Genomic DNA, 13870 nt, shown 5'->3' with positions numbered 1-13870 from the left:
TGCCCGGCGGACGGCGGGGCGGTCCTGCTCGACGAGCACCTGCCCGCCGCGCTGGTCGTCTCGGCGCCGGGGCTCGGCGCGGCCCTCGCCGACCGGGTGCTGGGCCCGCTGGACCGGCTGGACGCCGCCGACCGCGAGGTGCTGATCGAGACGCTGACCGCGTGGTTCGACGCCGACGGCTCGGCGCCCCGCGCGGGCGCCCGCCTCTACTGCCACCGCAACACCGTCCTCAACCGCCTGCGCCGCTTCGAGCAGCTGACCGGCCGCTGTCTCACCCGCCCCTCGGACGCGGCCGAGGTCTCCCTGGCCCTGACGGCCCGCCGCCTGCTGCCGGACTGACCGCTGCCGGACCGGCGGGGGGCGCGGGACGTGCGGGACGTGCGGGACGTGCTGGCGTGCTGGGCGTGCGGGACGTGCTGGGCATGCGGGGCGTGCGGGGCGCGCCCTGTGCCCCCGCACAGTCCCCGCCCGTACGGCCTGTACCCCCGCCGCGCGCCGGGGCGGCCCGCTGTACGCCGGCCCCGGGAGCCTGATGCCGTGTCGGGCATGCCCTCTCCATGCCCGATTTCCCCCGCCGTCCCGGGATTCCGACGGTGACCGGCGGCTTCGACGCCCGTTCGCTCGCGGTCGTCGTGTTCCTCGCGTTCGTCGCCGTCTCGCTGCTGCTGTGCGGGCTGGCCGCCGCCGACCAGGACGATCCGGAGCACTTCTACGCGGGCGGCGGTTCCGCGCTCGGGCCCGCCGGGAGCGGGCTCGCCGTCGCCGGGGACTACCTCTCCGCGGCGACCCTGCTCTCGACCACGGGGTCCGTCGCGCTGGCCGGGTTCGACGGGGTGCTGTTCGCCCTGGCCACGGTCGTCTCCCTGGTCCTGGTGATGCGCGTCCTGGCCGAACCGATGCGCCGTGCCGGGGTGTTCACGCTCGGCGACTTCCTCGCGGACCGGCTCGGCGACCCCTCCGTGCGCCGCGCCCTCGGCATCACGACGCTGGTGGTCCTCACCCCGCTGCTCCTGGTCCAGCTCGCGACCGCCGGGCGGGTGATGGCCGCGATGTTCGGGCTGCCCGACGGCGCGCTCACCAGCTGCACCGTGGCCGGCGGCGCCCTGATGGTCTGCTACTCCGCGGTCGGCGGCATGCGGGGCACCGGGTACGTGCAGATCCTCAAGGTCGCGGTCGTCCTCGCGGCGGTGACCCTGCTGGCCGGCCTGGTGCTCGCCCGCTTCGGCTGGAATCCGTTCGCCCTGTTCGACGCGGCGCGCCGGGGCAGCGGGGCCGGTGACGCGTACGCCCGCCCCGGGCTCCAGTTCGGCCACGGGGCCGCCGGCACCCTGGACCTGCTGGGCTTCCAGCTCACCCTGCTCCTCGGGGCCGCGTGCATGCCGCACATCACGATGCGGCTGCACCCGATGCGCGACCGCCGGACGGTGCGCCGCGCGACCGTGTGGGCGGTGGTCCCGGTGGCCGTGCTGTGCGCCGGGATCGTCGTCGCCGGGCTCGGCGCGTCCGCCCTGCTCGGGCACAAGGCCATCCGGGGGGCGGACCCGGCCGGCGGGACCGCGCTGCTGCTGGTGACCGGTGCGCTCGACCCGGGCGCCGGCGGGCCGCGCGAGAGCCTGCTCTTCGCGTGCGTGGCCTGTGCGGTCTTCGTCACCACGCTGGCCGCCGTCGCCGGGATCACCCTCGCCGCCGCCTCGTCCCTGGCCCGCGACTTCGCGGCGCGACGCGGAGCGCGTACGGCGGGGCGCTCCGGCCGGGCGGCGCGGCGCGAGATCCTGCGGGCCCGCCTCGCGGTGGTCCTGACCGGCGTGGTGGCCGTCTGGGCGGCCACGTACACCCATGACCGCAACCCGCAGGTCCTGCTCTCACTCTCCTTCGCGGCGGCGGCCTCCGTCCTGCCGCCGGTCCTGCTGTACGCGCTGTTCCGGCCGGGCTTCACCGCGCGCGGGGCGCGCTGGACGGTGTACGGGACGCTGCCCCTCATCGCGGTCCTGATGGTGTTCTCGCCCGCGTTCTCCGGCACGCCCGTCGCCCTCTTCCCGGACCGCGACTTCCACTGGTTCCCGCTCCAGACGCCCGGCCTGCTCACCATCCCGGCGGGCTTCCTGCTCGGACATCTGGGCTCCCGCGACGGCCGGAAGCGGACCCGGACCAGACGCGCAGTTTTTCTTTCGCAATAAATATTGCGCAGTTTTTCTTTCGTACCTAGGCTCGGGGCATGGAAAGCGACGGTTCGCGCCGGGTCTCCGACCTCGGCACCCTGAAGGCCTTCGGGCACCCCCTGCGGATGAAGCTGTACCGGGCCCTCTACATCGCCCGGCAGGCCACCGCCTCCCAACTCGCCGAACAGGTGGACGAGGCGGTCTCGCTCGTCAGCTACCACCTGCGCAAGCTCGCCGACCACGGCCTGATCGAGGAGGCCGACCGGGCGGGCCGGGACGGCCGCGAGCGCTGGTGGCAGCCCGCCTCGAAGGGGCTGCGCTTCTACGACGAGGACTTCAGCGACGCCCCCGAGACGGCCGCCACCCACTCCGCCGTCAGCCGGCTCTCCTTCGACCAGCAGGCCGAGATGTACCGCCGCCACCTCGACGCGAGCCGCAGCTGGCCGGCCGAGTGGCGCCGGGCCTCCTTCGGTTCCGAATACCTCGCCCGGCTGACCGCCGGTGAACTCGGCGCGCTCGCCTCCGAGATGGACGCACTCGTCAAGCGGTACGAGGAACAGGCCCGCGCCCGCGAGGAGGCCGGCGACACGGAGCACCGCGAGAACGTCGCGTTCCACCTGTACGGCTTCCCGTTCCGCACCTGACCCGGCACCCCGCCCCGGCACCCGCCCCCGCCCTCCGAGAGGACGCCCCGTGACCGCCACCCTGCCCGCCGCCGAGGACCGCACCGCCGGGAACAGCGCCGCCGGGGCCCCCGCCCGCCCGGCCCACCGCGACGGCAACGTCCTGCGCTGGCTCGGCGCGTACACCGCGTCCATGATCGGCGACAGCGTCTTCTACATGGCCCTCGCCTGGGCCGCCGCCCGCACCGGCAACGCCTCGCAGACGGGCCTGGTGCTCGCCGCCGGCTCCCTGCCCCGCGCGCTGCTCCTGCTCGGCGGGGGAGTGCTCGCCGACCGGCTCGGGCCCCGCCGCGTCGTCATCGCCAGCGACACCGCCCGCTGCCTGGTCATCCTCGCCCTCGCCGGAACGCTGCTGCTCACCACGCCCACCGTGGGCCTGCTGATCGCCGTCGCCCTCGTCTTCGGCGCGGTGGACGCCCTCTTCCTGCCCGCCGTGGGCGCCCTGCCGCCCCGGATCACCGCCGCCTCCCAGCTCGCCCGCGTCCAGGGGATGCGCGGACTCGCCGCCCGCACCGCCAACGTCGTCGGCGCCCCGCTCGGCGGCGTCGCCGTCGCCCTCGGCGGACCGGTCCTCGCCTTCGCCGCGGCCGGCATCCTCTTCGCCGTCTCGCTCCCGCTCCTGCTGGCCCTGCGCGTGCTCCCGCGGCCCGCGCGCGAGACGGCCGCGCCCGCCGGAACCGCCCGGCACGAACTGGCCGACGGGCTGCGCCACATCCGCCGCCACCCGCTGCTCGGCCCGCTGATGCTCGTCGTCGCCCTCAGCGAACTCGGCTTCGTCGGCCCCCTCAACCTCGGCCTCATCCTGCTCAGCGACGAACGTGGCTGGGGCGCCTCCGGCATGGGCTGGATCGTCGCCGCCTTCGGCACCGGCGCGGGCGCCTCCGCGCTGCTCCTCGCCGTACGCGGCCGGATGCCCCGGGCCGGGCTCGTCATGTGCCTGACCGTCCTGGTGGGCGCGGTCGCCGTCGGCGCCCTGGCCTTCGTGTCCTCCGTGCCCCTCGCGGCGGCCGTCGCGGTCCTCGTCGGACTCTTCGCCGGCCTCGGCGGCTCGCTGTGCGGCGCGCTCATCCAGACCGTCACCGATCCCGCCTACCTCGGCCGGGTCACCTCGGTCTCCACGCTCTTCACGCACGCCCTCGCGCCGCTCAGCTTCCCCGTGACCGGCGCCGCCGTCGCTCTCTGGGGCACCGGCCCCGTCTTCGCCACCAGCGCCGCCCTGTGCGCCGCCGGCGCGGTCACCGGGATCGTCCTCGCCCCGCTGCGCCGCGCCGAACTCCCGCACTGACCGGGGCGGACGCGGGCTACATGCCCAGCTCCGCCGTCGTCATCCGGCCGATCGCGTCCGGCTCGCCCTCCAGCTCCACCCGCGCCGCCTCCTGCCTCCCGAACGCGAACAGCAGCAGCTCGCCCGGCTCACCGGTCACCGTCACCACCGGCGCCCCCCGGTGCGCCACCGCGGTCTGCCCGTCCGGACGGCGCAGCACCAGCCCCACCGGCGCCTTCCGGCCCAGCATTCGCGCCGCCTTCTCCGTGCGCGACCACAGCACGTCCGAGAAGACCGGGTCCAGCTCCCGAGGCGACCAGTCCGGCTGCGCCCGGCGCACGTCCTCCGCGTGCACGTAGAACTCCACCGTGTTCGCCGCCTCGTCCACCTGCTTCAGGCCGAACGGCGACATCCGGGGCGGGCCCGTACGGATGAGCTGGATCAACTCCTCGTACGGCTTCGCCGCGAACTCGGCCATCACCCGGTCCCGGCGGCCCTTCAGCGGCCCGATGACGAGACCGGCCGCCGCGTCCGGCCGCCGCTCCCGCACCACCACATGGGCCGCGAGATCGCGGGCCGTCCAGCCCCGGCACAGCGTCGGGGCATGCGGACCCGCCGCCTCCAACAGGTCGGCGAGCAGAAGACGTTCGCGCTTGGCATGGGTCGACATGCCCGCCAGCGTACGACCGCCGCCCCCCGTCCGCCCAGTGGACGCACCCCCGGACCCGCCGCGCCCCCACGGCACAATGGCCCCATGACCAGCACGCCCCCGCCCGGCACCCCCCGCACCGCCAGCGCCCTCGACCCCGCCGTCGCCGCCCGCCTCAAGCGCGGCGCCGACGGACTGGTCCCGGCCATCGCCCAGCAGTACGACACCGGCGAGGTCCTGATGCTGGGCTGGATGGACGACGAGGCCCTGCACCGCACCCTCACCACCGGCCGCTGCACCTACTGGTCGCGCAGCCGCCAGGAGTACTGGGTCAAGGGCGACACCTCCGGCCACATCCAGCTGGTCAAGTCCGTCGCCCTCGACTGCGACGCCGACACCGTCCTCGTCAAGGTCGACCAGACCGGCGCCGCCTGCCACACCGGCGCCCGCACCTGCTTCGACGCCGACGTCCTCCTCCGGGGACAGTAGGGTCTGCCGCCATGGACCTCGACACCTTCCGCAAGCTGGCCGTCGACCGGCGCGTCATCCCCGTCACCCGCCGCCTCCTCGCGGACGGCGACACCCCGGTCGGCCTCTACCGCAAGCTGGCGGGCGAGCGCACCGGCACCTTCCTCCTCGAATCCGCGGAGAACGGCCGCACCTGGTCGCGCTACTCCTTCATCGGCGTACGCAGCGCCGCCACGCTCACCACCCGCGACGGCGAGGCCCACTGGCTCGGCACCCCGCCCGTCGGCGTCCCCGTCGACGGCGACCCGCTGCACGCCCTGCGCGCCACCATCGAGGCCCTGCACACCCCGCACGACCGCGAAACCGGCCTGCCGCCCTTCACCGGGGGCATGGTCGGCTACCTCGGCTACGACATCGTCCGCCGCCTGGAGAAGATCGGCGACAGCGGCCGCGACGACCTCCGCCTCCCCGAGCTGACCATGCTGCTCACCTCCGACCTGGCGGTCCTGGACCACTGGGACGGCAGCGTCCTGCTCATCGCCAACGCCATCAACCACAACGACCTGGCCACCGGCGTGGACGAGGCGTACCACGACGCCGTCGCCCGGCTCGACGCGATGGAACGCGACCTGCGCCGCCCCGTAGAGAACGCCCCCGCCACCCTGCCGCCCTCCGAGATCCCCCCGTACACCGCGCTCTGGGGCGGCCCCGCCTACCAGGACGCCGTCGAGGACGTGAAGGAGCGCATCCGGGCCGGCGAGGCCTTCCAGGTCGTGCCCTCGCAGCGCTTCGAGACCCCGTGCACGGCGAGCGCCCTCGACGTCTACCGGGTGCTGCGCGCCACCAACCCCTCGCCGTACATGTACCTCTTCCGGTTCGACGGCTTCGACGTGGCGGGCTCCAGCCCCGAGGCCCTGGTCAAGGTCGAGGACGGCCGGGCCATGGTCCACCCCATCGCCGGCACCCGGCACCGCGGCGCCACCCCGCAGGAGGACCAGGCCCTCGCCGAGGAACTCCTCGCCGACCCCAAGGAGCGCGCCGAGCACCTCATGCTCGTCGACCTCGGCCGCAACGACCTGGGCCGGGTCTGCGAACCGGGCAGCGTCGAGGTCGTCGACTTCATGTCCATCGAGCGCTACTCCCACGTCATGCACATCGTCTCCACGGTCACCGGCAGGGTCGCCGAGGGCCGCACCGCCTTCGACGTACTGACCGCCTGCTTCCCCGCCGGCACCCTCTCCGGCGCCCCCAAGCCCCGCGCCCTCCAGATCATCGAGGAGCTGGAACCCACCCGGCGCGGCCTGTACGGCGGCTGCGTCGGCTACCTCGACTTCGCCGGGGACTCCGACACCGCCATCGCCATCCGCACCGCCCTGCTGCGCGACGGCACCGCCTACGTCCAGGCCGGGGCGGGCGTCGTCGCCGACTCCGACCCGGTCGCCGAGGACACCGAGTGCCGCAACAAGGCGGCGGCCGTGCTGCGCGCCGTCCACACCGCCAACCGGCTCGGCGGCGCCTGAGTCCCGCCCGCCGCCCAGGGGCGCGGTGGGGCGTTCGGGGCCGGTGAGGGATAGTGGAGTACGTGAGTGCCGTCCCCGTACCCCAGCCCCGCGCCGAAGCCGCCACCGCGCCCGACGCCGCGGGAAGCCGCCGCACCCTGGCCGCCGGCCTGCTCCTCGGGGCGGCCGGCGCGACCGTCGTCCTGCTCGCCTCCGGGCGCACCTGGGCCGAGGGCGATGCCCCGGTCGGCGGCGGCGCCCTCCCGCTCTCCGCGGACGGCCAGGACGTCACCGGACTGCCCGCCGCCCTCGCGATCGTCGGCCTGGCCGCCCTCGTGGCCGTCTTCGCCGTGCGCGGCAACGGCCGGCGCCTGGTCGCCGGACTCCTCGCGCTCAGCGGACTCGGCGCCGCGCTCAGCGCCTTCCTCGGCGCGTCCGACAGCGCCGCGCTCGACGAGAAGGCTGCCCAGACCAGCGGGGACAGCGCCGCGACCATCACCGCCCTCAGCCACACCGCCTGGCCCTACGTCACGGCGGCCGGCGGACTGCTGATCCTGCTCGCCGGGCTGCTCGCCCTGCGCTACGGCAACCGCTGGCCCACGATGTCCGGGCGCTACGAGCGCGACGGCACCCCCCGCCCCCGCAAGGCACCCCGCCCCCTGGACCCGGACCGCCCCGAGGATCTGTGGAAGGCCCTGGACCGCGGCGAGGACCCGACGCGCGAGGCATGACCCCCAGCTCACGTCCTACCCGCACGTACGGGACAATGACAGCGAGCTGGCACACCGGCACGGGCCGTGCGCACAGCGACCCGAGCATTCCAACAGCGCAACACCCAACGAGGAGCAACTCATGGCGGGCAGCAGCCACGGACACACCCCGGCCGCCTGGACCGGTGTCATCATCGCCTTCATCGGCTTCTGCGTCGCGGGCGTCTTCATGGTCGCGGCCAACCCGCTCGGCTTCTGGGCCGGCATGGGCGTCGTCCTTCTCGGTGGTGTCGTCGGCGTCGGCATGAAGGCCGCCGGCCTCGGCGCGCCGAAGGAGTCGGCCGAGCTGAGCGCCGCCCGCGCCCGCGCCGGCCAGGCACAGACCTCCTGACCCGCGGACACACGCACGCGAGGCGCAGCCCGGACCGGGCTGCGCCTTTTCGCTTGAGCGGCGACAATCACCGGGTGGACGCCTCACCGAACCCCGCCCCCGCCGCCCCCGGAGCCCCCGGAGCCCCCTCCGGACCGCCGCCGCTCTTCCCCACCGCCCCCGCCGGAGCCTCCCGGCTGCGCCGGATCGCCGTCCCCGCCGGGGTGCTGGCCGCCGTCGCCGGCGCCTTCGGCTACGTCGCCACCGTGGACCCGAACCAGCCGGGCCACTACCCCGTCTGCCCGCTGCTGCGGTTCACCGGCGTCTACTGCCCCGGCTGCGGCGGCCTGCGCAGCGCCCACGCCTTCGCCCACGGCGACCTCGCCGCCGCCTTCGGCGCCAACGCCCTGGCCGTCGCCGGCTACGCCCTCTTCGCCGTCCTGTGGGCCGTATGGCTGGTCCGCGAGGCGCGCGGCAAGCCGCTGCGGTTCGCCCTGCGGCCGGTGCACTGGTGGGGGATCGGGGCCCTGCTGCTGGTCTTCACGGTCGTCCGGAATCTGCCGTTCGGCTCGGCGCTGGCCCCCTGAAGTCCCAGGGAATGGGACGGCGGGCGGCCGGATGCGAGCGCGGCGGCCACCTGCGGATACCATCGGAGTGGCTGATCCCCGGCCCGATACGTTTTCTGCCACCGCTCCGGAAGGGGGCCGCTCGCGTGAGTGTGCTCGACGAGATCATCGAGGGCGTCCGCGCCGACCTCGCGGAGCGGCAGGCACGGGTCGGCCTCGACGAGCTCAAGGAACGCGCCGCCCGCGCCCCCCGCGCCAAGGACGGCGTCGCCGCCCTGCGCGGCGAGGGCGTCAACGTCATCTGCGAGGTCAAGCGCTCCAGCCCCTCCAAGGGCGCGCTCGCCGCGATCGCCGACCCGGCCGCGCTCGCCGCCGACTACGAGGCCGGCGGGGCGTCCGTCATCTCCGTCCTCACCGAGCAGCGCCGCTTCGGCGGCTCGCTGGCCGACCTGGAGGCCGTCCGCGCCAAGGTGGACATCCCGATCCTCCGCAAGGACTTCATCGTCACCTCGTACCAGCTGTGGGAGGCCCGCGCGTACGGCGCCGACCTCGCGCTGCTGATCGTCGCCGCCCTGGACCAGGAGGCGCTGGTCTCCCTGATCGAGCGCGCCGAGTCCATCGGCCTGACGCCCCTGGTCGAGGCGCACGACGAGGACGAGGCCGAGCGGGCCGTGGCGGCCGGCGCCAGGGTCATCGGCGTCAACGCCCGCAACCTCAAGGACCTCAAGGTCGACCGCTCCACCTTCGAGCGCGTCGCCCCCGAGATCCCCGACCACATCGTCAAGGTCGCCGAGTCCGGCGTCCGCGGCCCGCACGACCTGATCGCCTACGCCAACGCCGGCGCGGACGCCGTGCTGGTCGGCGAATCCCTGGTCACCGGCCGCGACCCGCGCGCCTCCGTCGCCGACCTGGTCGCCGCGGGCGCCCACCCGGCCCTGCGCCACGGGCGGGGCTGACCCCGCCGTGTCCCTCCTCCCGCATCCCGAGCCCCTGAGCTGCGCGCTGCCCTCGTGGCACCGCGGCTGCCGGGCACCGGCGCGCCGTGTGCGCGGCCGGCGGGTGCGGTATGTGATCGGAGCCGAGCCCGGTCAGGTCAACGGCATGCGATGGCGCACGGGGCCCGCGCTGTAGAGCGAGCCCCGGCCGCCGCACCGACCCGCCCGCCAGGGCGCGGTCCCGTGCGGCCGGAACCGCCCCGGTCACGGACCGGCGGCGGCGCTCCGCCCTCGGCGCAGACGGTGTCATCCGCCCCGCCACGACGAGGAGCACATTCCGCATGTCTTCCGACTTCTTCATCCCGGACCCGGAGGGTCTGATCCCCAGCGCCGAGGGCTACTTCGGCGCGTACGGCGGCAAGTTCATCCCGGAGGCGCTGGTCGCCGCCGTGGACGAGGTCGCCGTCGAGTACGAGAAGGCCAAGGCCGACCCCGCCTTCGCCGCCGAACTCGGCGAGCTGATGGTGCACTACACCGGACGGCCCAGCGCCCTCACCGAGGTTCCCCGCTTCGCCGAGCACGCCGGCGGCGCACGGGTCTTCCTCAAGCGCGAGGACCTCAACCACACCGGCTCCCACAAGATCAACAACGTGCTGGGGCAGGCCCTGCTCACCCGGCGCATGGGCAAGACCCGGGTCATCGCCGAGACCGGCGCCGGCCAGCACGGCGTCGCCACCGCGACCGCCTGCGCCCTGTTCGGCCTCGACTGCACCATCTACATGGGCGAGATCGACACCCAGCGGCAGGCGCTGAACGTGGCGCGCATGCGGATGCTGGGCGCCGAGGTCATCGCGGTGAAGTCCGGCTCGCGCACCCTCAAGGACGCCATCAACGAGGCGTTCCGCGACTGGGTCGCCAACGTGGACCGCACCCACTACCTCTTCGGCACGGTGGCGGGCCCGCACCCCTTCCCGGCGATGGTCCGCGACTTCCACCGCGTCATCGGCGTGGAGGCCCGGCGGCAGATCCTGGAGCGGGCCGGCCGGCTGCCGGACGCCGCCGTGGCCTGCGTCGGCGGCGGCTCCAACGCCATCGGCCTCTTCCACGCCTTCGTGCCCGACGCCGGGGTCCGCCTCATCGGCTGCGAGCCCGCGGGACACGGCGTGGAGACCGGCGAGCACGCGGCGACCCTGACCGCGGGCGAGCCCGGCATCCTGCACGGCTCGCGCAGCTACGTCCTCCAGGACGACGAGGGCCAGATCACCGAGCCGTACTCCATCTCGGCCGGCCTGGACTACCCCGGCATCGGCCCGGAGCACGCGTACCTCAAGGACGTCGGCCGCGGCGAGTACCGCGCCGTCACCGACGACGCGGCCATGCAGGCGCTGCGCCTGCTCTCCCGCACCGAGGGCATCATCCCGGCCATCGAGAGCGCCCACGCGCTGGCCGGGGCCCTGGAGGTCGGCAAGGAGCTGGGTCCGGACGGGCTGATCCTGGTCAACCTCTCCGGACGCGGTGACAAGGACATGGACACGGCGGCCCGCTACTTCGGGCTGTACGACACGGACGCCGCCGTCGAGGCGGACGCCGACAGCGCGCACGCGGAGATCGAGGGGGACGTCCAGTGACCGGCAACATCGAACTGCTGAACACCACGCTCGCCGCCGCGCGGGCCGAGGACCGGGCCGCGCTCATCGCGTACCTCCCGGCCGGCTTCCCCACCGTCGACGGCGGCATCGAGGCCGTCAAGGCCGTCGTCGAGGGCGGCGCCGACGTCGTCGAGGTGGGCCTGCCGCACAGCGACCCGGTGCTCGACGGACCGGTCATCCAGACCGCCGACGACATCGCGCTGCGCGGCGGCGTGCGGATCGCCGACGTGATGCGCACGGTGCGCGAGGCGCACGAGGCGACCGGGGCGCCGATCCTCGTCATGACGTACTGGAACCCGATCGACCGGTACGGCGTGGAGCGCTTCACCGCCGAACTGGCCGCGGCGGGCGGCGCCGGGTGCATCCTGCCCGACCTGCCGGTCCAGGAGTCCGCGCTGTGGCGCGAGCACGCGGGGCGGCACGGCCTGGCCACCGTCTTCGTCGTCGCGCCCAGCAGCAAGGACGAGCGGATCGCCACCATCACCGACGCGGGCTCCGGCTTCGTCTACGCCGCGTCCCTGATGGGCGTCACCGGCACCCGCGCCTCGGTCGGCGCACAGGCGCGGGACCTCGTCCTGCGCACCCGCGCCACCACCGAGCTGCCGGTCTGCGTCGGCCTCGGCGTGTCCGACGCCGCCCAGGCGGCCGAGGTCGCCGGCTTCGCGGACGGCGTCATCGTCGGCTCCGCCTTCGTCAAGCGGATGCTGGACGCCCCCGACGAGGCGGCCGGCCTCGCCGCCGTCCGGTCACTGGCGGCCGACCTTGCCGAAGGTGTTCGAAAGCGCTGACACCAGGGGTCACCCGAACGGGTGGACCTGGGCCCGGAGAGGCACGCGAGTGCCTCTCCGGGTCGTTCCTGCGGTGTGAGCGAGAAGAACCAACAGGGTAAAAGGGCCGCGCGAGACCGGCTGATCCAGCAGCGCGAGCAGGCGAAGGCGCGCGACCGCCGGCGCCGGACGCTGATCGTTTCCGCGGCCGTGGTGGGGGTCCTGGGGCTGGCCGCCGTGGTCGGCGTGATCGCGGCCAACACCGACGGCAAGAGCGACAAGTCCAAGGCGTCCGGGCCCGCGGTCGCCCCGTCCGGCGCGACCGGCAAGGACGCCCTGGCGATCCGGGTCGGCGCGGACGACGCCCCGTCCACCCTCACCATCTGGGAGGACTTCCGCTGCCCGGTCTGCGCCCAGTTCGAGAACGCGTTCCGCGACACCATCCACCGGATGGAGCGCGACGGCCGGCTCAAGGTGGACTACCACCTGGCCACGATCATCGACGGCAACATGGGCGGCAGCGGCTCCCTCAAGGCCGCCAACGCCGCCGCCTGCGCGCAGGACGCCGGCAAGTTCCCCGCGTACCACGACGTGCTGTACCAGAACCAGCCGCCGGAGACCGACGACGCCTTCGGCGACAACGACAAGCTGATCGACCTCGCCAAGAAGGTCGACGGGCTGGACACCCCCGCGTTCCGCTCCTGCGTCGAGGACGGCAAGCACGACACCTGGGTGCAGAAGTCGAACCAGGCGTTCAGCGACGGCGGGTTCCAGGGCACGCCCACGGCGCTCCTGAACGGTGAGTCGATCTTCCCGAAGAAGGGCGACGAGGCGCTCACCGTGGAGAACTTCGAGAAGTGGGTCGCCGAGGCCAACAAGGGCAAGAAGCCGGGCACCGCCACGGCCACGCCGTAGCGCCCGCGCGCGGGGCGTCCGCGGAGACCGGACGGCCGGACCGGCCGGGGACCGACGGCCCGCTCGTTACCCAGAAGTTGCCGGACGGGTTGCCGTACCTCCCGTCCGGCAGGGTAGCGTCGATGCTGCCATGAACCTTGCCTACATTCCCAGCCCGTCGACCGGCGTGATCGATCTCGGACCGATCCCGCTCCGCGGCTACGCGTTCTGCATCATCATCGGTGTCTTCGTCGCCGTCTGGTTCGGCAACAAGCGCTGGATCGCCCGAGGAGGCACCGCCGGCACCGTCGCCGACATCGCCGTCTGGGCGGTGCCCTTCGGCCTGGTCGGCGGACGGCTCTACCACGTCATCACCGACTACCAGCTGTACTTCAGCGACGGTGAGAACTGGGTCGACGCCTTCAAGATCTGGCAGGGCGGCCTCGGCATCTGGGGCGCCATCGCGCTCGGCGCGGTCGGAGCCTGGATCGGCTGCCGCCGCCGGGGCATCCCGCTCCCCGCCTGGGCCGACGCCCTCGCCCCCGGCATCGCCCTGGCCCAGGCCTGCGGCCGCTGGGGCAACTGGTTCAACCAGGAGCTGTACGGCAAGGCGACCGACGTCCCGTGGGCGCTCAAGATCAGCGAAGGCCCCAACCGCGTCGCCGGCACCTACCACCCGACCTTCCTGTACGAGTCGCTGTGGTGCGTCGGCGTGGCGCTCCTGGTGATCTGGGCGGACCGCCGCTTCAAGCTCGGACACGGCCGCGCGTTCGCGCTGTACGTCGCCGCGTACTGCGCGGGACGGGCCTGGATCGAGTACATGCGCGTCGACGAGGCGCACCACATCCTGGGCCTGCGGCTCAACGTGTGGACCGCGATCATCGTGTTCGCGCTGGCCGTGACGTACATCGTGGTCTCGGCGAAGCTGCGCCCGGGCCGCGAGGAGGTCGTCGAGCCCAAGGCGGCCGGGGAGCCGGAAGCCAAGGACGAGGCCAAGGACGAGGCCGCCGACGAGGCCGAGGCCCCGGAGGCGTCCGCCGACGCGGACGCGGACGCCGACGCGCCGAAGGCGGACGGCACGGCGGAGACCGCCAAGGGCTGACGCCGCACAAGCCGAGTGAGGGGCCGCCGGGGATTCCCGGCGGCCCCTCACCGTTTGCCGTGGGCGCCCGCCGCCGAGCGAGGAGGCGACGCCCGGGCGGAGCGCCGGGTCACCGCTCCCGCCGGGCCAGCGCCAGCGTCCGCCGCGCCTGCGCG

General features: G+C 74.4%; 16 protein-coding genes. 15 read left to right on the top strand and 1 reads right to left on the bottom strand.

The genetic code is table 11. The features are described 5' to 3' along the window. The 4 genes from MHW47_RS21645 to MHW47_RS21630 all read left to right on the top strand — a co-directional run. Positions 1–339: CdaR family transcriptional regulator (locus MHW47_RS21645; protein ID WP_239225445.1), on the top strand; the 339-nt coding region annotated here is incomplete at its 5' end. Between the two features lie 254 nt (positions 340–593). Then, the gene (locus tag MHW47_RS21640; RefSeq protein WP_308381657.1) at positions 594–2177 is read left to right on the top strand and encodes a cation acetate symporter; all 1584 of its coding nucleotides are present in this window, start codon (positions 594–596) and stop codon (positions 2175–2177) included. A 38-nt stretch (positions 2178–2215) separates the two neighbouring features. After that, positions 2216–2803: a transcriptional regulator gene (locus MHW47_RS21635; protein WP_239225443.1), complete on the top strand. Its 588-nt coding sequence runs from the start codon at positions 2216–2218 to the stop codon at positions 2801–2803. A gap of 49 nt (positions 2804–2852) precedes the next feature. Beyond that, on the top strand, positions 2853–4127 hold the full coding sequence (locus MHW47_RS21630; RefSeq protein WP_374230124.1) for an MFS transporter: 1275 nt from the start codon (positions 2853–2855) through the stop codon (positions 4125–4127). Positions 4128–4143: 16 nt separating this feature from the next. Here the strand turns inward: MHW47_RS21630 and MHW47_RS21625 are convergent, their stop codons facing one another. After that, entirely contained in the window at positions 4144–4776 is a 633-nt protein-coding gene (locus MHW47_RS21625) for a TIGR03085 family metal-binding protein (RefSeq protein WP_239225442.1), read from the bottom strand. Positions 4777–4860: 84 nt separating this feature from the next. On the opposite strand from MHW47_RS21625, the gene hisI reads away from it, so the two are divergent. The 11 genes from hisI (at position 4861) to lgt (ending at position 13715) form a co-directional block, all read left to right on the top strand. Further along, complete coding sequence (gene hisI, locus MHW47_RS21620) at positions 4861–5244, top strand: phosphoribosyl-AMP cyclohydrolase (RefSeq protein ID WP_239225441.1); 384 nt, start codon at positions 4861–4863, stop codon at positions 5242–5244. A gap of 11 nt (positions 5245–5255) precedes the next feature. Next, positions 5256–6743, top strand: coding sequence for an anthranilate synthase component I (locus tag MHW47_RS21615; protein ID WP_239225440.1), 1488 nt, complete (start codon positions 5256–5258; stop codon positions 6741–6743). 53 nt (positions 6744–6796) lie between these two features. After that, positions 6797–7453 carry a TIGR02234 family membrane protein gene (locus MHW47_RS21610; protein ID WP_239225439.1) on the top strand — a complete coding sequence of 219 codons (657 nt, stop codon included), beginning with the start codon at positions 6797–6799 and terminating at the stop codon, positions 7451–7453. A gap of 121 nt (positions 7454–7574) precedes the next feature. Further along, complete coding sequence (locus MHW47_RS21605) at positions 7575–7823, top strand: HGxxPAAW family protein (RefSeq protein WP_239225438.1); 249 nt, start codon at positions 7575–7577, stop codon at positions 7821–7823. Between the two features lie 74 nt (positions 7824–7897). Continuing rightward, positions 7898–8389: a DUF2752 domain-containing protein gene (locus MHW47_RS21600; RefSeq protein WP_239225437.1), complete on the top strand. Its 492-nt coding sequence runs from the start codon at positions 7898–7900 to the stop codon at positions 8387–8389. Between the two features lie 125 nt (positions 8390–8514). After that, positions 8515–9324, top strand: a complete 810-nt coding sequence (gene trpC, locus MHW47_RS21595) for an indole-3-glycerol phosphate synthase TrpC (RefSeq protein WP_239225436.1) — start codon at positions 8515–8517, stop codon at positions 9322–9324. A gap of 7 nt (positions 9325–9331) precedes the next feature. After that, a complete protein-coding gene (gene trpM, locus MHW47_RS36120) occupies positions 9332–9499 on the top strand; it encodes a tryptophan biosynthesis modulator TrpM (protein WP_330238393.1) in 168 nt (55 codons plus the stop codon). Between the two features lie 145 nt (positions 9500–9644). After that, complete coding sequence (trpB, locus tag MHW47_RS21590) at positions 9645–10931, top strand: tryptophan synthase subunit beta (RefSeq protein WP_239225435.1); 1287 nt, start codon at positions 9645–9647, stop codon at positions 10929–10931. Continuing rightward, the gene (gene trpA / locus MHW47_RS21585) at positions 10928–11740 is read left to right on the top strand and encodes a tryptophan synthase subunit alpha (protein ID WP_239225434.1); all 813 of its coding nucleotides are present in this window, start codon (positions 10928–10930) and stop codon (positions 11738–11740) included. Before trpB ends, trpA begins: the two co-directional genes overlap by 4 nt. Before the next feature lie 75 nt (positions 11741–11815). After that, positions 11816–12634 (top strand): thioredoxin domain-containing protein, encoded by an 819-nt coding sequence (locus MHW47_RS21580; RefSeq protein ID WP_239225433.1) that lies wholly within the window; start codon positions 11816–11818, stop codon positions 12632–12634. 130 nt (positions 12635–12764) lie between these two features. Beyond that, positions 12765–13715, top strand: coding sequence for a prolipoprotein diacylglyceryl transferase (gene lgt / locus MHW47_RS21575; protein WP_239225432.1), 951 nt, complete (start codon positions 12765–12767; stop codon positions 13713–13715). Positions 13716–13870 lie beyond the last annotated feature (155 nt).

Source organism: Streptomyces sp. OfavH-34-F, assembly GCF_022347745.1.
GTDB lineage: Bacteria > Actinomycetota > Actinomycetes > Streptomycetales > Streptomycetaceae > Streptomyces.
This window is presented reverse-complemented; position numbering and strand designations above follow the sequence as displayed.

Excerpts from the sequence above, each read along its gene's own strand:
- MHW47_RS21635 (WP_239225443.1), top strand. The coding sequence starts at position 2,216 with ATGGAAAGCGACGGTTCGCGCCGGGTCTCCGACCTCGGCACCCTGAAG.
- MHW47_RS21625 (WP_239225442.1), bottom strand. The coding sequence starts at position 4,776 with ATGTCGACCCATGCCAAGCGCGAACGTCTTCTGCTCGCCGACCTGTTG.
- hisI (WP_239225441.1), top strand. The coding sequence starts at position 4,861 with ATGACCAGCACGCCCCCGCCCGGCACCCCCCGCACCGCCAGCGCCCTC.
- MHW47_RS21615 (WP_239225440.1), top strand. The coding sequence starts at position 5,256 with ATGGACCTCGACACCTTCCGCAAGCTGGCCGTCGACCGGCGCGTCATC.
- MHW47_RS21605 (WP_239225438.1), top strand. The coding sequence starts at position 7,575 with ATGGCGGGCAGCAGCCACGGACACACCCCGGCCGCCTGGACCGGTGTC.
- trpB (WP_239225435.1), top strand. The coding sequence starts at position 9,645 with ATGTCTTCCGACTTCTTCATCCCGGACCCGGAGGGTCTGATCCCCAGC.
- lgt (WP_239225432.1), top strand. The coding sequence starts at position 12,765 with ATGAACCTTGCCTACATTCCCAGCCCGTCGACCGGCGTGATCGATCTC.